The organism is Nocardioides sp. NPDC087217 (assembly GCF_044744805.1).
In the GTDB taxonomy this organism is placed as follows: domain Bacteria; phylum Actinomycetota; class Actinomycetes; order Propionibacteriales; family Nocardioidaceae; genus Nocardioides.
This window is the reverse complement of the sequence record NZ_JBIUZB010000001.1, coordinates 290,126-307,309: the sequence shown is the minus strand read 5'-3', so window position 1 is coordinate 307,309 and position 17,184 is coordinate 290,126. Positions and strand designations below refer to the sequence as shown.

The following is a 17,184-nucleotide window of genomic DNA, read 5'->3' as shown; positions in this document are numbered from 1 at the left end:
GTTGACTAGCGCCTGTGACAACCAGTCCTGACACTCCCGAGATCGACCTGACGACCGACGTGGTGACGCTGACCCGGCAGCTGATGGACATCAACTCGGTGAGCCTCAACGAGCTCGAGCTGGCCGACGCCGTGGAGCGGGCGCTGGCTGCGTACGACCACCTCGTCGTCGAGCGGCGGGGCAACTCGATCGTGGCGCGCACCGACCTCGGTCTCCCCGAGCGCGTGGTCATCGCGGGCCACCTCGACACGGTGCCGGTCAACGGCAACTTCCCGAGCCGCCTCGACGAGGCCACCGGCATCCTGCACGGCCTCGGCGCGTGCGACATGAAGTCGGGCGACGCGGTCATCCTCAAGCTCGCCGCGACGCTCCGGACGCCCAACCGCGACGTGACGTACGTCTTCTACGACGCGGAGGAGATCGAGGCCGTCCACAACGGTCTCGGCAAGCTCGCGGCCAGCGAGCCGGACCTGCTCGCCGGGGACTTCGCGATCCTGATGGAGCCCTCCAACGCCGGCGTCGAGGCCGGCTGCCAGGGCACCCTGCGGGTCGAGGTGCGCACCACCGGCGAGCGCTCCCACAGTGCCCGTTCCTGGCGCGGCGTCAACGCGATCCACAAGGCCGGCGAGGTGCTCCGCCGCCTGGAGTCGTACGTCCCGCGCAAGCCGGTCATCGACGGGCTGGAGTATCACGAGGGCCTCAACGCGGTCTTCGTCGCCGGGGGAGTGGCGGGCAACGTGATCCCCGACGAGTGCGTGGTGACGGTCAACTACCGCTTCGCGCCGGACCGGAGCGAGGAGGAGGCGCTGGCGTTCGTGACCGAGTTCTTCGAGGGCTACGACGTCACCCTGACCGACTCGGCCCCGGGCGCGCTGCCCGGCCTGGACCGCCCGGCGGCCAAGGCCTTCATCGAGGCGGTCGGCGGTGAGGTCGGACCCAAGTTCGGCTGGACCGATGTGGCGCGGTTCACGGTTCTCGGCATACCGGCGGTCAACTATGGTCCAGGTGACCCGATGTTCGCCCACAAAGCCGACGAGCACGTACGGATCTCCGAGATCACCGCGTGCGAGCAGGCCCTTCGTGATTGGTTGACCGCATGACCCGACGCAGCGGCTCCGGCCCACGCCCCACCAAGGGGCGCCCCGCCGGCAGCACCACCGACCAGCGACTGCTGGACAGCTCCGGCCACGGCGACTGGGTCCACACCGATCCGTGGCGGGTCATGAAGATCCAGGCCGAGTTCGTCGAGGGGTTCAACGACCTCTCCGAGGTCGGCCCAGCGGTTTCGGTCTTCGGGTCGGCGCGCACGCCGAAGGACCACCCGACCTATGCGCAGGCCGAGGCTGTCGGCCGAGGTCTGGCGGAAGCGGGCTTCGTGGTGATCACCGGCGGCGGTCCGGGCACGATGGAGGCGGCCAACAAGGGCGCCCTCGAGGCCGGTGGGGAGTCGATCGGCCTCGGCATCGAGCTGCCCTTCGAGGCCAGGCTCAACGACTACGTCAGCTTCGGGCTCAACTTCCGCTACTTCTTCGTGCGGAAGATGATGTTCGTGAAGTACTCCCAGGGCTACGTCGTCATGCCCGGCGGTCTCGGCACCATGGACGAGCTCTTCGAGGCGATGACGCTCTCCCAGACCAAGAAGATCACCCAGTTCCCGGTCGTGCTCATGGGCGTGAAGCATTGGGAGGGGCTGCTCGACTGGATGCGCGAGACGATGCTGGCCGACGGCCGGATCAAGCAGAGCGACCTGGACATGATCACCCTCACCGACGACGTGGACGAGGCGGTCGAGCTGATGTTGAAGGCGCGTGACTGACGCATGGGTTGGATCTTCGCGGCACTCATCGTGCTGGCTCTCGGAGGAGTCGCCCTCGTAGCCGCCGGGACAGGCGCGCCGATGGGGGAGGAGTACGGCGACCAGCCCGACGCTCTGGTGCCCCGCGACCGCGTCCTGGAGGCGGCAGACCTGCGTCACGTACGTTTCTCGGTGGCCTTCCGCGGCTACCGGATGGACGAGGTGGACGCTCTGATCGCCCGCCTTGCCGAGGAGGCAGAATGGCGTGAGTCGACCGCGGCCGGGGATGCCGGTGCCGAGGTCGGAGTCGGGGGACTCAGATCACATACGCCCGAGCCCGATTCGGGCTCGCCCGACGTCTAGGACAGAATCGCTGCCGTGAGCTTCGCTGCCGTACTCGTCTACGCCGTGACCGCCCTGGTCGCGGTGATCGTCGCGCTCACCTATCTGAAGCCACATCTCCTGCAGCCGCAGGAGGCGGGGCTGCCGTCCAAGATCCACCTGTACGCCGGTGCAGCCGGCCTCCTGGTCTGGGTCCTCTTCCTCGCCTCGCCGTCGTCGTTCTTCCTCGGCGGTGACATCCCGGGCGTGATCGGGCTCTTCGGGATCTGGCTCGCCGCGATCGCGGGTCTCTACCTGCTCGCCCGCCGGCTCAAGGAGCAGCGCGCCGCAGCCTCCGGTCACGACGACTACGGCTATGGCGACTACGACGACTACGCCGATGAGTACGCCGAGGACGGCTACGGCTACGACGAGGCCGGCTATGCCGAGCCCGGTTACGACGACTACACCGAGCCTGACGGCCGGGCGGGCTACGCGGACCCGCGCCGACCGGTCCAGCAGCCTGTTCAGCCTGTTCCTCAGCCGGTCGCCCAGCAGGGACGCCCTGCCGAACGCCGGCCCGAGCCCCGGCGAGCAGCCTCGGGTGTCGACGAGACCGCGGTGATGGCGCCGATCGAGCGTGACCCCTCGCCTGCGCCGCCGCCAGCCCCGGCCCCTGCTCCGGCCCCCGCCCCCGCCCCGGCTCCGACGCGGGACGGGCAGATCGGTCGCCGCGTGGCCGGGCGGCAGACACCGCCCCCGCCCGCACCGCAGCCCGCCCCGCAGCCGGCACCGCAGCCCCAGCCGTCGCCGCAGCGGCCTCCCCGGCGTGCTGCCGCGCCCCAGCCGCCGGCGCCCCAGCCGGCGCCGCAGCAGCCCGTACGTCACCAGCCCGTGCCCCAGCCGCCGGCCCCGGCGGGTCCCGCCCGGCCACGGCAGGACCGCCCTGCTCCCGCTCGACCCGCGCAGGAGCGGCGAGCCCCGGAGCAGCCGATGCGCGAGCGTCCGGCGCCTCAGCGTCCCGCCCCTCAGCGTCCGGCGCCTCAGCGGCCGGCGCCCGAGCAGCCCCAGCCGGGCCAGGGCGAGCCGGGCCGGAGCGGCCAGGACCCGTGGGGTCGCCGTCAGGAGCCGCCGCAGCGCCGCTCGCGCGGCTACGACGATCGCTACGACGACCGCCGCAACGACAGCCACGACGAGTTCGCCGACCGCCGCTACCGGCGCGACAGCAGCTACTCCGACTACCCGGGCCAGCAGCAGCCGAGCCCGCCGCGCGCACCGCGGCCCGCGCCCCGGCCCGCGCCCCAACCGGCACCCCAGCCCGCACCCCGGCCCGCGCCCCAACCGGCACCCCAGCCCGCACCCGCGCCTGCGCCGCCGCCCGCGCCGAGCCGGCCCGCCGGCCGCCAGCCGGGGCAGCGGCCCGAGACGTACGATCCCTACTCGTTCGAGTCCTACGGCCCCCGGGACCGGGGCCGCGACCGGACCGAGCCTCCTGCTCCGACCCCGCCCGCGCCCGAGGCGCAGCCGCGTCGACGGCAGCGGGGCCAGGGCTACGACGAGCCGGCCCACGCGGGCTACGACCAGGGCTACGACCAGGCGTACGCACAGGGCTACGACTACGACGAGGCCTACGACCGTGGCTATGACGATCGCTACGACGAGCGCTACGACGATGCCTACGACCGGCCCGCCGGAGGCGACCGTCGGGACCCGGACGGAGCCTTCCACGAGTCCTCCGGAGCGGCCATCGTGGTGCACCTCACGCTGGTGATCCTCGCGATCTGGCTGACCTGGGCCTACGGAACCTCGGTCATCTGACAGGTTCGAAGGCAGGTCAACCCGCCGAAACTCGCACCTTGCCGTCAGGTCTGCTGACCTGATGAGGGATAATGGACGTGCAATGCGCGCTCCGAGGCCATCCGGCAGGTGAGCGCCGACACGCGAGACACGGAAGAAGGTGCCGCATGGCGGCGATGAAGCCGCGGACGGGAGACGGTCCGCTGGAGGTCACCAAGGAAGGTCGGGGCATCGTGATGCGCGTCCCGCTCGAAGGTGGTGGCCGGTTGGTCGTCGAACTGAACGCCGAAGAGGCCGCCGCGCTCGGCGAAGAGATCAAAGGCCTTGGGCTGAACGCGTAGATGACCACAACGCTGCCGTCACCGGCTCTGCCGTCGCAGGTCGGGCCGCCCACCTTCACGCTCAATCCGCTCGGCCCGGAGAGCCTGGATGCCGAGATCATCGCGCTACCGGTCATCCCGGGCGAGGACGAGTTGGTCATCGGTCCCGGGGCCGCCGACCTCGGCGACCAACACGATCTCCTGGGTCATCTCGAGTTCGAAGGTGCCACCGGCAGTGCCGGTGAGGTGACGACGTACGCCGTCACCGGCTCCGGCACCCTGCGACAGATCCTCCTGATCGGTGTCGGCGCGCAACGTCGCGACGACTTCCGGCGGGCGGGGGCCGCGCTGGCACGCGCCGTGCGGGATCGGTCCGAGGTGGTCACGACCATCCCGGCGGCCGACCCGGAGGTCGGGCTGGAGCCGTTCGTGGCCGGTGCGACGCTGGGGTCCTTCCTCTTCCACTGGCGCTCCGAGGGGGCGCCGTGGAAACCGGTGGAGACGATCACTCTGGCCGACCTCGGCGACGACCAGGCGGCAGCGTTGGACCGGGCCCAGGCGATCGCGCGCGCCAGCTGGCGCGCGCGGTTCTTCTCCTCGGTCCCGAGCAACTTGAAGAATCCGGCCTGGCTCGCAGAGCAGGCGACGACACTGGCAGCCGAGACCGGCCTGAAGGTCACCGTCTGGGACGAGGACCAGCTCGCGGCCGAGGGCTTCGGAGGCATCGTCGCGGTCGGCCAGGGCTCGGCGACCCCGCCGAGGCTGATCCGGCTCGACTACACGCCCCGCAAGACGGGGCGGCTGAACTCGTTGAAGACGGTGCCGACGGTGGTGCTGGTCGGCAAGGGCATCACCTTCGACACCGGCGGGCTCAACATCAAGCCCGGCGACGGCATGCTCAACATGAAGCGCGACATGACCGGCGGTGCGGTGGTGCTCGCGGTGATGTCGGCGCTGGCCGAGATCGGCTGCCCGGTCAAGGTGGTCGGCCTCATCGCCGCCGCCGAGAACGCCATCTCCGGCTCGGCACTGCGCCCCGGCGACGTGGTCACCCACTACGGCGGCCGCACCTCCGAGGTCACCAACACCGACGCGGAGGGCCGCCTCGTGCTGGCCGACGCGATGGCGTACGCCGTGGACAAGCTCAAGCCGGCCGCCCTGGTCGACATCGCCACCCTCACCGGTGCGATGCGGGTGGCGCTCGGGCAGACGATGGCCGGCTACTTCGCCGACGACGACGCGCTGGCCACGCTGCTGGCCGAGGCGTCCGATGTCTCCGGTGAGACGCTGTGGCGGATGCCGTTGGTCGCCGACTACGAGGACAAGCTCTCCTCGAAGGTCGCCGACGCCGACAACGCACCCGGCGGGCCCGGCGCCATCACTGCCGCGCTCTTCCTCCACCACTTCACCGGTGGCATCCCGTGGGCCCACATCGACGTCGCCTGCGGTGATGCGTACGCCGACGTCCACGAGCTCACTCCCGGCCCCACCGGTTTCGGCGCCCGGGTCCTCCTCACCTGGCTCGCCGATGAGGATCCGCTGGCGCGCGTAGGCTCCTGACGCCCGCGAACCGGTCGCGACCCTGGGGAGGGTGATCCGAACGCTGTTCGGACAACCCTCCCCAGGGTTCGGCTACGGGTGGGTACGGGCGAGCTACGGGTGCGCCAGCACACTCGGTCCTGCGAACGTGGGTCGACCTCGGACCGTAGGTCACCTCTGTCGAAAGGACTCTTCATGAGAGCCAGACTTCTGGTGCTCGCCGCCGCATTGCTGCTTCCGCTCGGACTGCTCACGATGGCGTCGCAGCCGGCGCAGGCTGCGAGCGGGATCAGTGTGAACCTCGCCGAGATCAAGCAGTCGAACGCGGCGATGACCAGCAAGTACTCGTACTTGAGTTCACACCGCACTTGGACGGCGTGGAAGCCTCGTATCGCGCCCGTCAGCAACGAGATTTCCGATGTCCAGCAGGCCATCGGCTCCGGGCAGGCTGCTCAGACGGTCGCAAGCGCTCGCTCCGCATTCGTCACCTACGCCCGTGCGCATCGCTATGCCAAGGCGCTCAGCGTGCTTCGAAAGCTGATCGCGGCGGTCAACCGGATGATCGACAGCCACGACCGAGCCGACTGGTGCGCCACCCACTGGTGCTGACCTGAGCCCCTGTCCGGAAGCAGGCTCAGGCTTCGAGCTTCCGGGCGAGCAGGAGGCCGTCGCCCACCGGGAGCAGCAGCGGGATGAGGCCGTCGTTGTCGGCGACCTGCTGGTTGAGCTCGCGGATGGTGGCGGTCTCCTCGTCGCGTACGGACGGGTCCGCCACGCGGTCGTGCCACAGCGCGTTGTCGAAGGCGACGACGCCGCCGGGACGGAGCAGGCGCAGCGCTTCCTTGAGGTAGGCCGAGTATTCGGTCTTGTCGCCGTCGACGAACACCAGGTCGTAGTGGTTGTCCGTGAGCCGGGGGAGCACGTCGAGGGCGGCGCCGGCGATGCACCGCGCCTGCCGCTGGCCGAAACCGGCCTCGGTGAAGCTCTGCCGGGCCAGCCGCTGGTGCTCGGTCTCGATGTCGACGGTGGTCAGGACCCCCTCGGGGCGCATGCCGCGCAGCAGCCACAGCCCCGAGACACCGGTGCCGGTGCCGACCTCGACCACGTTCTTCGCATCCAGGACGGAGGCGAGGAAGCGCAGCGCCGCACCGCCGCCCGGCCCGATGGGTGCGACTCCGACCTCCTCGGCCCGGGATCGGGCGGCTGCGAGGAGGTCGTCCTCCGCGACGAACTCGTCGGCGTAGGTCCAACTTGCGGTCGAGACAGGGCTGGTCACACCGCAAAACCTAACCTGTTTCGCGTAACGGTGCGGGAACGCCTGATCCAACTTGTGCGTTGGAAGAGCACAGGAAGAGGAAAAATAGGAGCCTCACAGGCAACTCTCAGCCCTTCCGGTCCCAGGGGATCTACCGTAGGAGATGTCAGCGATCAGCGAGACAGACGACAGGAGCACCATGACCGCGGAGCCCACGCAGACCCCGACCCAAGAGCCGGGTGTTCCGACGTGGGACGAGATCGTGGAGAAGCACTCCGACCGGGTCTACCGGCTCGCTTACCGTCTCACCGGCAACCGCCACGACGCGGAGGACCTCACCCAAGAGGTCTTCGTGCGCGTCTTCCGCTCTCTCGACACCTACAGCCCCGGCACCTTCGAGGGCTGGCTGCACCGGATCACCACCAACCTCTTCCTCGACCAGGCCCGTCGTAAGCAGCGGATCCGCTTCGATGCCCTCTCCGACGAGCGCGCCTCGCGCTTGACGAGCAGCGGCCCGACGCCGGACGTGGCCTACACCGACCAGCGCTTCGATGACGACATCGAGCGCGCGCTGGCCACGCTGCCGCCCGACTTCCGGGCCGCGGTCGTGCTCTGTGACGTGGAGGGGCTCTCCTACGAGGAGATCTCCGAGATCCTCGGTGCCAAGCTCGGCACCGTCCGCTCGCGTATCCACCGCGGCCGGGCGATGCTCCGTGACAACCTCGCCCACCGCGCCCCGCGCGGCGGACGACTGCGTCACTCCGGGCCCAAGGTGTTGTGGGGCGGGGCTTCATGAGTCTTCTGGGCAACCACCTCGGCGCGCGCATCAGCGCCCTTCTCGACGGACAGCTCCCCGCAGCAGACGAGGAGCGGGCCTGGGCGCACGTGCACGAGTGCTGCGCCTGCCGCCGCGCGGTGGAGCGTGAGGGCTGGCTCAAGCGACGCCTGGCCGGCCTCAGCGTCGACCCCGGCGTCACCGCTCCGGCCGACCTCAAGGGCTCGCTCCGCGGCGGTGTCCTGGCCGCCTCGATGTGGCCCGCCGACGACCTCGACGAGACCTACTCCGACCCCCGGTCGATGCGGCGTACGTTGGTGATGGTCGCCGCCGGTGGCGGTGCTGTCGGTGCCGCTGTCTTCGGCATGTTCACCTTCGCCGCCGCGCCGGCTGACGCGCCGGTTCCCAGGAATCTCCCGGTCACCGCGGTCACCCAGGTCCCGGGCACTCCGGGCGCCCCCGTCGTCGCCCACGTACGCCGCTGAGCATCGGCCTGGCGACGCGACACGAGACCCGGGCTGCCCATTGTTGGGGCGAGTGGGAAGAATGGGTGTCGTGACGCAGGAACCACAAGACGACCAGTCGCGGCCGATCTCCCGTTGGGCACCACCGTCCGACGTGCCCCCGGCCGGGCAGTCGTCCCCCGACGCCCTTGTCGACGACGAGCGGGACACGGCCGAGGTGCCGTTGCCGGGCATGCCGAGACCTGCCGTGGAGCCGGTTCCGGCCGCCGACACCGCTCCGCTGCCGCCCATGGTGCCGCCGCCACCGCCGGGCGGTTCCCTGCCCGGGTTCGACAGCCCGCCTGCGCCACCACCGTCCTCACCCCGGACCGACTCCTCGCAGCGCCGCCGTATCCCCGGCCCGATCTGGGCGCTCGCGGCCGCCGTCGCGTTCCTGCTCGGCGTGCTGGGCGGCTATGCCGGCGGCGTACTCGAGGACCAGGACGACATGTCCAGCCTGGCCGGCGGTGGGCTCGAACCGGGCTCGATCGAGACCGACGCGCCCCTCGAGGGTGACGACGCCAGCATCGTGAAGGTGGCCGCGACGCTGCTGCCCTCGACGGTCCAGATCTTCGCCGAGTACCAGGGCGTCGAGGACGCCGCGACCGGCTCCGGCTTCGTCTTCGACCGGAACGGCCACGTGGTGACCAACAACCATGTGGTCGCCGACGCCGCCAAGGCGAAGGGCAGCATCGAGGTGGTCGACCACAAGGGCCGCCGGTACAAGGCCGACGTCGTCGGGCGCAGCGCGGTCTACGACCTCGCGGTCCTCGACGTTCCCGAGGTCAAGGAGCTCGAGCCGGCCTCGCTCGGCAGCACCTCACGGCTGAGGATCGGTGAGGGCGTCGTCGCCATCGGGTCGCCGCTCGGCCTCAGCTCCACGGTGACCTCGGGCATCGTCAGTGCGCTCCAGCGCCCGGTGAGCACCGGGCAGACCGAGGACGACACCTCCTACATCAACGCCGTCCAGACCGACGCGGCGATCAACCCCGGCAACTCCGGCGGTCCCCTGGTCAACCTCGTCGGCCAGGTGATCGGGGTCAACTCGGCCATCGCGACCGCCGGCGGGGGAGAGGGCGGAGAGGGCGGCAGCATCGGCGTCGGCTTCGCGATCCCGATCGACCAGGTCAAGGTGACCGCCGCGCAGATCCTGAAGACCGGCAAGGCGACCTACCCGATCGTGGGCGCCTCCGTCGACGTGCAGGCGGCCGATCACAACGGAGCGCTGATCTCGGTGGTCGACGCCGGCTCGCCGGCCGCCGCCGGTGGGCTCAAGGACGGCGACCGGGTCACCAAGGTCGGAGACGTCACCGTCACCGACGGGATCGGCATGATCGTCGCCATCCGTGCCCACCAGCCCGGGGAGACGGTCGAGTTCACGGTGATGCGCAACGGTGCCCGCCACGAGCTCAAGATCAAGCTCGAGGCGCAGACCGAGAACCTCGCCTAGACATCGACGCCACGCTCGGCCGCGACCAGCTCCCGCACAGCCGGGGCGATCTCGGCGCCGAGGCGCTCGGTGATGGCAGGGTCGTCGCCTCCGATGAGGTACGCGGAGAAGCCGTGCTCCAGGGTGAGACCGGCCAGATCCTCGACCCACTGGTCCACCGGTCCGTCGAGCAGCCCGCGGCTGGCCGGCTGGAGCGAGACGTTCATGACGTTGAGAAGACGGCGTACGTCGCCGGGCGAGCGGCCCGCTGAGACGGCCGCCTCGTCGATGCGATCGTTGAGGCCGGGAACCGCGGCCGGACCACCCTCGATGTACTCCATCGTGGGCAGCCACCCATCGGCGTGCGCACCGGTCAGCGCCAGCATCCTGGGCTTGTAGGAGCCGACCCAGATCGGGATGTCGTGGGCAGGGGCGGGTCCCCGCTTGACGCCGTCGGCGACGTAGTAGTCGCCGCGGAAGTGGACGCCGCCGGGGCTGTCGGTGTCCCACACGTCCCGGATGATGTCGATCGCCTCGCGCAGCGCGTCGACCCCCGCGCCGGCGCCGAGCCGGCGACCGCCCATCGCGGCGATCCCGTCCCAGAAGGCTCCGGCGCCCAGTCCGAGCTCGACGCGGCCTCCGGTCAGCCGGTCCAGCGATGCGACCGCACGGGCGAGCGTCGCGGGCGGGCGCAGCGGCAGGGAGAGGACGTTGCCGGCCAGGTGGATGTGCTCGGTGCGCGCAGCGGCGTACGAGATCAGGGTCCAGGCGTCGAGGAGCGCCGGCTGATAGGGATGGTCTTGGAAGGTGACCAGGTCCAGTCCGGCTCGGTCGGCGGTGACGGCGAGGTCGACGACGCGTTGCGGCGTCCGTGCGCTGGGGGTGACGAAGGTGCCGAAGAGTAGGTCGTGTCCGTAGTCGCTCATGCTTCCTCCGCCGGGTCGTTGTTCGAGTTGAAGTGTGGTGCGATGTTGAAGTTGTCGCGGAACAGGTTCTGCGGGTCGTAGCGTCGCTTGATCTCCCGCAGCCGATCCAGCGCCCGGGTCCCGAAGGCGTCGGCCAGCCGGTCCGGGTCGGTGTCGGTCTCGAAGCTGAGATAGAGACCGTCCAGATGGTTACGCAACCCGCCCCAGGCTGCGTCGAGCGCACGCCGGTTCCCGCCGAGCGCGGTCACCTGGAAGGCGGCATCACGATGCGGGAACGCGGTCTCGCCCGGGTCGACCTCGGCGATCGCACCGCCCATGGTGCGCAGCTGGAAGAACTGCACACCGCCCGTACGCAGCATGGCGGTCGCGTCGCGCGCGAACTCCGGGGTGAGCGCGCCGATCAGACCCGAGTGCGAGTGCGGCTCGCCATGGCCGTGGTGCCCGTCGCTACCGACGTCCGGCGCCTGGTTCATGACGTCGGTGTAGCGGGCCAGCACCACCTGCTGCTGGACGAGACTGCCGAGGCCGGCGAACGGGTTGAGCCGCTCGACGATGGTCTCGGGGTCGGAGGAGTCGACCAGCCCGTAGAGCTGGATCACCGAACCTCCTGGCCGCGGCGGGCCGGTCACCAGGAACACGGTGGTGTCGCGAGGCGCGGAGGTGGCGATCTCGCCGAAGCGGAGCAGCGCCTCCTCGAGGTCCGGAACGACCAGCATCAGCTGGGCGGAACCGACCTCGGCGACCTCGTGCGCCTCGAGCTCGAAGGCGGTGACGACGCCGAAGTTGGCCCCGGCACCGCGTACGCCCCAGAACAGGTCGGGGTTCTCGGTCGCGGTGGCGCGGATCATCGACCCATCGGCGAGCACCAGCTCGACCGCGATCAGATGGTCGATGGTCAGGCCGTGCTCGCGCGAGAGGAAGCCGATACCGCCCGCGGTCGCCAGACCGCCGACACCGACACCGCCGTAGTCACCGGAGCCGATCGCCCAGCCGTACGCGTCGAGGGCCGCGGCCACCTGCTTCCAGGTGGCTCCGGGGCCGATGCGGACCAGGCGCCGCGCCGGGTCGATCACCTCGATCCGGTTCATGGCGCTCAGGTCGATCACGATCCCGCCGTCGTTCGTCGAGCGCCCGCTCACGCCGTGGCCGCCGCTGCGGATCCCGAGGGGTAGGTCGGTGTGGCGGCGGGCGAAGCCGATCGCGTCGGACACCTCGGCCGGTGTGCGCGGCCGCAGCACCAGGCCTGGGCTCCCACCGCGCAGGTAGGTCGAGCGCACGCCGCGATAGCCCGGGTCGCCCGGCTCCACCGCGCCGGCCGTCAGGGTCGCCGGGATCTCGTCATAAGCGATCCCCGCCCGGCGCAGCGCACGCACCGCCGCGGGACGCCGGGGCCCGCCCGAAGCCGGGCCGCCGAGCTCGGCGAGCAGCCCCGCGGCCCGGTCGACCTCGGCCTCGGTCGTGGCCGGCACGACCACCGCACGGCCACCGGGGCCGCTCAGCTCGTCGGAGGTCAGCGAGGTCAGCGAGGTCAACGAGGTCAGCGAGTCCGCGGTCGCCCCTGCGGGAGCGACGATCCAGGCGGACGTGTCGGTGAGCAGGCGGGCGCCGGCAAGCTGGTCGAGGTTCTGCCTCGCTTTCTCGGCGACCTGTGGAGACCATCCGTCAGAGGCCGAGGGATCCGCCACGCCCGCCGCCTCGGTGCCGACACCGATCTGGATCGCCTTGGTGCTGCCGAGCAGCCAGGTGGCAACGGTCCACGGATCGTCGTCGCCGGGGTCGAGCACGACCAGGTCCAGGCCACCCTCCTCGGCTCGGCGGGCCAGGGCGAGCAGTCGTTCCGGGGCGAGGCCGGCAGCGAGGGCGACGCCCAGTTCGATCGTCATGCACATCCTCCAATACGCGGTGATGAAGATCGTATGTGAAACAGACGATTGGTTCAACAGCAGGAATTGCTAGGATGTTCCCGTGACCACGAACGCAGACGAGCAGACCGATGCCGACCTCGGATGGAGCCTCGGCACCCTGCTGCGCGGCTACCGGGAGCACGTCAACGCCGCGATCGGTGAGTTCCCGCACGGGCAGCGCGGCTACGAGACGATGTGCGCGGTCGTCCGGGGCGACCAGCCCAGCCAGCTCGCCCTGGCGACCCACCTGGGCATCGACCGCACGGTGATGACCTACCTCGTCGACGACCTGGTCGAGGCCGGACTGGTCGAGCGGCGTGCCAACCCCGCCGACCGTCGCCAGCGCCAGGTGGTCGCGACCGAGGCCGGCGCGGAGGCTGTCGCCGCGCTGTGCCGCCAGGTGGCCGCCGCCGAGGCGGGCGTGCTCTCCGGTCTGGAGCCCGAGGAGCGTGGCATGCTGCGCCAGTTGCTCCGGAAGGCGGCCGGCGCGGCCCCCGCGCACAGCCCGGAAGCCTGTGCGGTGGTCACCGGCGAGGACACCAGGGCGTGAAAAGACGCGAAGAGCTGCTCGGCAGCATGCCTGGCAGCTCTTCGCGTTGTTGTGGGGAAGGTTTAGTTGTGGGGGTTGAGGTTGCTTTGACTCAAGAAGCGTCCGGCGTGGCAGCAGGCGCGGGCGCCTCGGCCTCGACGAACGGGTGGTCGGCCACAAAGGCCTTGGTCTGCGAGTACATGTCATCGATGAACTTCTCGAGGACGCTGGACTCAACGCGCCACTGGCCGCGCCCGCCGATCTTGATAGCGGGGAGCTCACCACGGCGGACAAGGGCATAGACCTGTGCGCTCGAGGTGTTGAGCACCTCGGCGACGTCGGCAAGAGTCAGGAAGCGGGGGGTACCAGACATAAGGATCAGTCTCCCAGACTCTGCAAGCGGCCGTAAACCATCGCGCCAACCTGTTAGTCCGCATTAGGTACTGTTGCGCTGCTTTGTGGATGCGTGGTGGGTGAACCGTGAAGCAGAGACGCGCTATGCAGCGAACAGCAGATACAACCCACCAACAGTGAAGCCGACCATCGTGAGCAGAAGCGGGATCTGCCCGGTCACCAGGTGCTGCGGCGGAAGCACCTGGAGCGCCCGGATGTGGGCCGACCAGACTCCCAGCACGTGTCCGACGATCACCGCGGCCACCTTGATGACGGCCAGCAGCGTGGCGTGGAAGGCGAAGAAGTAGGAGACCGGCAGGTCCGCGGTTCCGAACCAGTCGCTTCCATTTCCGAACGGATCCGAGGCGTTGCGCAGCGTTGCCAGCCCGCTCTCCCAGAAGTAGCTGAGGTAGTGGGCCACGACGTAGCCGACGATGATCGGCACCAGCGACGGCGCCAGCTCGCCGGGCAGCGCCCGGCGCGGCACGTCACCGACGCCGGTCAGCATCGTCCCGGCGCAGTAGAAACCGGCTACGAGCAGCGGGAACGCGATCAGGGCGACGTTGCTGATCAGGTAGGCGGTGCTGCCCGAGATCTCCGGGTTCTGCACGAACTGGAGCCACGGCGGCGACTCCCGGTAGGAGTCGTAGACGATGGTGCCGAAGAGCACCGAGACGACCGCGACCAGCCCTGGCGTCGGACGCAGGGTGTCCAGGTTGCCGAGCGGGGTCCGCAGGACCAGGTTGCCGGCCTGCGTACGTCCCCACACCGACAGCCGCGCGGTCAGTGACGAGTAGACCTCGAACGGGTCGCAGCGCTCCAGGAACTCATCGCCGAAGAGCACGCCGCCGAGGATCATCACGGCCAGGTAGACGGCCAGCCAGAGGCGTACGGGGCCGAGATAGTTGTTCTCCGGGTAGACCAGCTCGAGCCAGGCGAAGGCGAGCAGCGTGAACGCCGCCGGCCAGTAGCCGAGCCGCTCCGGCAGGCGCAGCGGCGGATCGCCGGCACCGCGCAGCCACGTCAGTCCGGCCACGATCGTGCGGGCCGGGCTGATCGCCCGGAAGACCCGCCCGAAGAGCAGGGAGAACGGGACGAGGCCGACCCACAGCCAGACGTACGTCATCCCGAAGATGGGGTTGTTGGCGTTGTCGGAGCCGGCGAAGGCGACCAACACGAAGTAGGCGAAGATCAGCAGCCCGACGACGCGCCACAGTGCAGTCCAGGCGGGGGAGTCGACGACACGCCCGAGACGGGGAACCGGCCATCCGCGTGGGTTTCGTACGCCGACGACCTGGCCCTCGGCGGCGCGCTTGGTGGTCAGCACCAGCAGCCCGAAGGAGACGAGGAGGGCGAGGACTGCGCCCGCGATGACGTACTCGAGCGGCAGTGGGAGGTCCTGGCGACCACCCACGCCGTGGGTGAGGATCACTTGACCTCGAGGGTGACGATGGTCTTGCCGAGGGTGTGTGACTCCACCTCGTACTGACCAGGGATCTCGAACGCGCCCAGGCTGATCCGCGTGGTGCCCACGCCATAGGCGGCGGACTGCTCCGGGTCGGAGTGCACGTGGATCTCGCCGGCGGCGTCGGCGGTCACGTCGAGCTCGACTCCGTGGCCGACGGGGACGTCGATCTGGGTCCCGTGGGGGTCGACCGAGTCGCCGGAGAAGTTGATCTCGACGACCACCGGGTCGCTGTCTTTGCTGGGCTCGGTGGCGACGTCGTTTCCGCAGGCTGTCGCGATGCACGCGATCCCGCAGATTGCTGCCACGACCGCGATGATCCGGGCCGTGAGGCGCATTGCTCCCCCGTTTCGTGGGCTAAGTTCAAGCTGGCGTCTGCCACAATCGCACATGAACCAAAGAGGGGGCTGAGAGGGCATGAGCGACAGGTTGGGGCCGCGGGACGTGGCCTTCCTGGACGGAGAGACGCTGTCCGTTCCGCACCAGGTGGCGAGTATCGAGCTGATCGAACCGAAGGCCGAGGGCTTCGACTACGGCGCGTTCCTCGAGCACGTCGAGGACCGGCTGTCCTTCGTGCCCCGCTACCGCCAACGGGTCCGGGTCGTGCCCGGTCGCATCGCCTACCCGGTCTGGGCGGACGACGATCGTTTCGACCTCACCTACCACGTACGCCGCTCCGCGCTGCCGCGTCCGGGCTCGATGGATCAGCTCCTCGACCTCGCCGGACGGATCGTCTCCCGGCCCCTGGACCGCTCCCGGCCGCTGTGGGAGCTGTATGTCATCGAGGGGCTGGCCGGCGACCGGGTCGCGCTGATCACCAAGACCCACCAGGCGCTGGTGGACGGCGCCGAGACGGTCGACCTGGTCCAGCTGCTGCTCGACGACAAGCCCGAGGTCGGGCCGGTCGTGCCCGACCTGTGGGAGCCGCCGGAGCCGCAGTCGAGCGCGCGCCTGGTCGCCGGCGCGGTCTTCGACGCGGTCACCTCGGTCAGTGGCTTGACCGGCACGGCACGCAGCCTGGGCGGCTACGCCCTGGGACGGGTCACCGGGGTGGCCAAGGATGTCCAGAACGCGGGCGTCGGCATCGCCCGGGCGCTCAGCCGCCGCGCTCCGGAGCGGCCGACGCCGCTCAACGGGACGCTCTCCCAGCAGCGGCTCGTGGTCACGCTCCAGGCCGATCTTGCCGACTTCCGCCGCATCCGGGACACCCACGGCGGCACCGTCAACGACGTCATCCTGGCTGCCGTCACCGGCGGTCTGCGCGCCTGGCTGATGACCCGGCAGCAGTCCCTGGCCGGCGTACGCCAGGTGCCGGCGCTGGTGCCGGTCTCGGTGATCGACGAGGAGCTCGACCCCACCCAGCTCGGCTCCGCGGTGGCGCCCCACTTCGTGGTGCTCCCGGTCGCGGAGCCGTCGCCGGTGGTCCGTCTCCACCAGGTGTCCTACTCCTTTGAGCAGCACCATGCCCACGCCCGCACGGTCAGTGCGCAGCGGCTGGCCGGGATCAGCGGCTTCGCCCCGGCGACCTTCCACGTGATCGGCTCCCGGGTGGCTGCCGAGAGCGAGCACGACTACCTGCTCTCGGTGTGCAACGTGCCCGGCCCGCAGGAGCCGCGCTATGCCGCCGGTTCCCGGCTGGTCGCCTCCTATCCCATCCACCCGCTGACCGAAGGGCACACCCTCGCGATCGGGGTGACCTCCTACGACGGGCAGGTCTTCTTCGCGATCACCGCCGACCGCGACCTGGTGCCCGACGCGTCGCTGGTCGGCCAGTGCATCAGCGAGGCCCTCGACGAGCTCCTCGACACCGTCTCCGGACGCCGGTTCCGGGCGCCCCGGGGCCTGCGCGTGGTCAAGAACTCCGGCGAGTGAGGCAGAATCCGACCCGTGACCCGCATCTACGTACCCGCCACGCTCGAGCTCCTCGCTGACTGGTACGCCAAGGGCGAGCTGCCCGGCACCGCCGACGGCTACGCGGCCCCCGACGACAGCGAAGAGGCCGAGTACGCCGCCCTGATGAGCGCCGCCGACGACTCGGCGGCGCTCCTGGCCGGTCCGGGGCGCAGGGTCGTGATCGTCGTCGACGCTCCGGCCGCGCTGGGGGACCAGGTGGTGCCCCTCAAGCTCGTCGCCGCGGTCCACGCCGACCTGGCGGATCGCCCGGCCGGCGCGGACCCCGACGAGGATCTGGGCTGGTTCGCGACCCAGGAGATCCCCGACCTGATCGGCTAGA

At 70.4% G+C, this 17,184-nt stretch carries 19 protein-coding genes; 13 read left to right on the top strand and 6 right to left on the bottom strand.

All coding sequences use genetic code 11. The features are described 5' to 3' along the window. Positions 1 to 14: 14 nt before the first annotated feature. The 7 genes from dapE (at position 15) to ACIO3S_RS01545 (ending at position 6,381) form a co-directional block, all read left to right on the top strand. Positions 15 to 1,100, top strand: a complete 1,086-nt coding sequence (dapE, locus tag ACIO3S_RS01575) for a succinyl-diaminopimelate desuccinylase (RefSeq protein WP_400458726.1) — start codon at positions 15 to 17, stop codon at positions 1,098 to 1,100. Continuing rightward, positions 1,097 to 1,816: a TIGR00730 family Rossman fold protein gene (locus ACIO3S_RS01570; RefSeq protein WP_160024764.1), complete on the top strand. Its 720-nt coding sequence runs from the start codon at positions 1,097 to 1,099 to the stop codon at positions 1,814 to 1,816. Before dapE ends, ACIO3S_RS01570 begins: the two co-directional genes overlap by 4 nt. A 3-nt stretch (positions 1,817 to 1,819) precedes the next feature. After that, entirely contained in the window at positions 1,820 to 2,158 is a 339-nt protein-coding gene (locus tag ACIO3S_RS01565; RefSeq protein WP_400458724.1) for a DivIVA domain-containing protein, read from the top strand. Positions 2,159 to 2,173: 15 nt separating this feature from the next. Further along, positions 2,174 to 3,934 carry a hypothetical protein gene (locus ACIO3S_RS01560; RefSeq protein ID WP_400458723.1) on the top strand — a complete coding sequence of 587 codons (1,761 nt, stop codon included), beginning with the start codon at positions 2,174 to 2,176 and terminating at the stop codon, positions 3,932 to 3,934. Positions 3,935 to 4,080: 146 nt separating this feature from the next. Beyond that, positions 4,081 to 4,254 carry a DUF3117 domain-containing protein gene (locus tag ACIO3S_RS01555; RefSeq protein ID WP_008358749.1) on the top strand — a complete coding sequence of 58 codons (174 nt, stop codon included), beginning with the start codon at positions 4,081 to 4,083 and terminating at the stop codon, positions 4,252 to 4,254. Beyond that, entirely contained in the window at positions 4,255 to 5,793 is a 1,539-nt protein-coding gene (locus ACIO3S_RS01550; protein ID WP_400458721.1) for a leucyl aminopeptidase family protein, read from the top strand. It begins immediately after the preceding gene. Between the two features lie 174 nt (positions 5,794 to 5,967). Continuing rightward, positions 5,968 to 6,381, top strand: coding sequence for a hypothetical protein (locus tag ACIO3S_RS01545; RefSeq protein WP_400458719.1), 414 nt, complete (start codon positions 5,968 to 5,970; stop codon positions 6,379 to 6,381). A gap of 25 nt (positions 6,382 to 6,406) precedes the next feature. Here ACIO3S_RS01545 and ACIO3S_RS01540 read toward each other — a convergent pair whose 3' ends face one another. Next, the gene (locus ACIO3S_RS01540; RefSeq protein ID WP_400458717.1) at positions 6,407 to 7,048 is read right to left on the bottom strand and encodes an O-methyltransferase; all 642 of its coding nucleotides are present in this window, start codon (positions 7,046 to 7,048) and stop codon (positions 6,407 to 6,409) included. 178 nt (positions 7,049 to 7,226) lie between these two features. Here ACIO3S_RS01540 and sigE point away from each other — a divergent pair, with 178 nt between their 5' ends. The 3 genes from sigE to ACIO3S_RS01525 all read left to right on the top strand — a co-directional run bounded on the left by sigE (position 7,227) and on the right by ACIO3S_RS01525 (position 9,755). Beyond that, positions 7,227 to 7,823, top strand: coding sequence for an RNA polymerase sigma factor SigE (sigE, locus tag ACIO3S_RS01535; RefSeq protein ID WP_400458715.1), 597 nt, complete (start codon positions 7,227 to 7,229; stop codon positions 7,821 to 7,823). Further along, on the top strand, positions 7,820 to 8,287 hold the full coding sequence (locus ACIO3S_RS01530; RefSeq protein ID WP_400458713.1) for a hypothetical protein: 468 nt from the start codon (positions 7,820 to 7,822) through the stop codon (positions 8,285 to 8,287). Before sigE ends, ACIO3S_RS01530 begins: the two co-directional genes overlap by 4 nt. A 70-nt stretch (positions 8,288 to 8,357) precedes the next feature. After that, entirely contained in the window at positions 8,358 to 9,755 is a 1,398-nt protein-coding gene (locus ACIO3S_RS01525) for a S1C family serine protease (RefSeq protein WP_400458712.1), read from the top strand. Here ACIO3S_RS01525 and ACIO3S_RS01520 read toward each other — a convergent pair. Together ACIO3S_RS01520 and ACIO3S_RS01515 are read right to left on the bottom strand one after the other, a co-directional pair. Next, positions 9,752 to 10,660, bottom strand: a complete 909-nt coding sequence (locus ACIO3S_RS01520) for an LLM class flavin-dependent oxidoreductase (protein ID WP_400458711.1) — start codon at positions 10,658 to 10,660, stop codon at positions 9,752 to 9,754. The genes ACIO3S_RS01525 and ACIO3S_RS01520 overlap by 4 nt on opposite strands. Then, positions 10,657 to 12,543 (bottom strand): FAD-binding protein, encoded by a 1,887-nt coding sequence (locus tag ACIO3S_RS01515; protein WP_400458710.1) that lies wholly within the window; start codon positions 12,541 to 12,543, stop codon positions 10,657 to 10,659. Before ACIO3S_RS01515 ends, ACIO3S_RS01520 begins: the two co-directional genes overlap by 4 nt. 82 nt (positions 12,544 to 12,625) lie before the next feature. Here ACIO3S_RS01515 and ACIO3S_RS01510 point away from each other — a divergent pair, with 82 nt between their 5' ends. Continuing rightward, positions 12,626 to 13,114: a MarR family winged helix-turn-helix transcriptional regulator gene (locus tag ACIO3S_RS01510; RefSeq protein ID WP_400458708.1), complete on the top strand. Its 489-nt coding sequence runs from the start codon at positions 12,626 to 12,628 to the stop codon at positions 13,112 to 13,114. 91 nt (positions 13,115 to 13,205) lie between these two features. Here ACIO3S_RS01510 and ACIO3S_RS01505 read toward each other — a convergent pair whose 3' ends face one another. The 3 genes from ACIO3S_RS01505 to ACIO3S_RS01495 form a co-directional block, all read right to left on the bottom strand. After that, positions 13,206 to 13,466, bottom strand: coding sequence for a helix-turn-helix domain-containing protein (locus ACIO3S_RS01505; RefSeq protein ID WP_091049065.1), 261 nt, complete (start codon positions 13,464 to 13,466; stop codon positions 13,206 to 13,208). A 123-nt stretch (positions 13,467 to 13,589) separates the two neighbouring features. Next, entirely contained in the window at positions 13,590 to 14,918 is a 1,329-nt protein-coding gene (locus tag ACIO3S_RS01500; RefSeq protein ID WP_400458707.1) for a hypothetical protein, read from the bottom strand. Continuing rightward, complete coding sequence (locus tag ACIO3S_RS01495) at positions 14,915 to 15,289, bottom strand: hypothetical protein (RefSeq protein WP_400458705.1); 375 nt, start codon at positions 15,287 to 15,289, stop codon at positions 14,915 to 14,917. Before ACIO3S_RS01495 ends, ACIO3S_RS01500 begins: the two co-directional genes overlap by 4 nt. 79 nt (positions 15,290 to 15,368) lie before the next feature. Here ACIO3S_RS01495 and ACIO3S_RS01490 point away from each other — a divergent pair, with 79 nt between their 5' ends. Together ACIO3S_RS01490 and ACIO3S_RS01485 are read left to right on the top strand one after the other, a co-directional pair. After that, complete coding sequence (locus ACIO3S_RS01490; RefSeq protein ID WP_400458703.1) at positions 15,369 to 16,823, top strand: wax ester/triacylglycerol synthase family O-acyltransferase; 1,455 nt, start codon at positions 15,369 to 15,371, stop codon at positions 16,821 to 16,823. A gap of 15 nt (positions 16,824 to 16,838) precedes the next feature. Beyond that, positions 16,839 to 17,183 (top strand): DUF6912 family protein, encoded by a 345-nt coding sequence (locus ACIO3S_RS01485; protein WP_350716145.1) that lies wholly within the window; start codon positions 16,839 to 16,841, stop codon positions 17,181 to 17,183. Position 17,184: the final 1 nt, after the last annotated feature.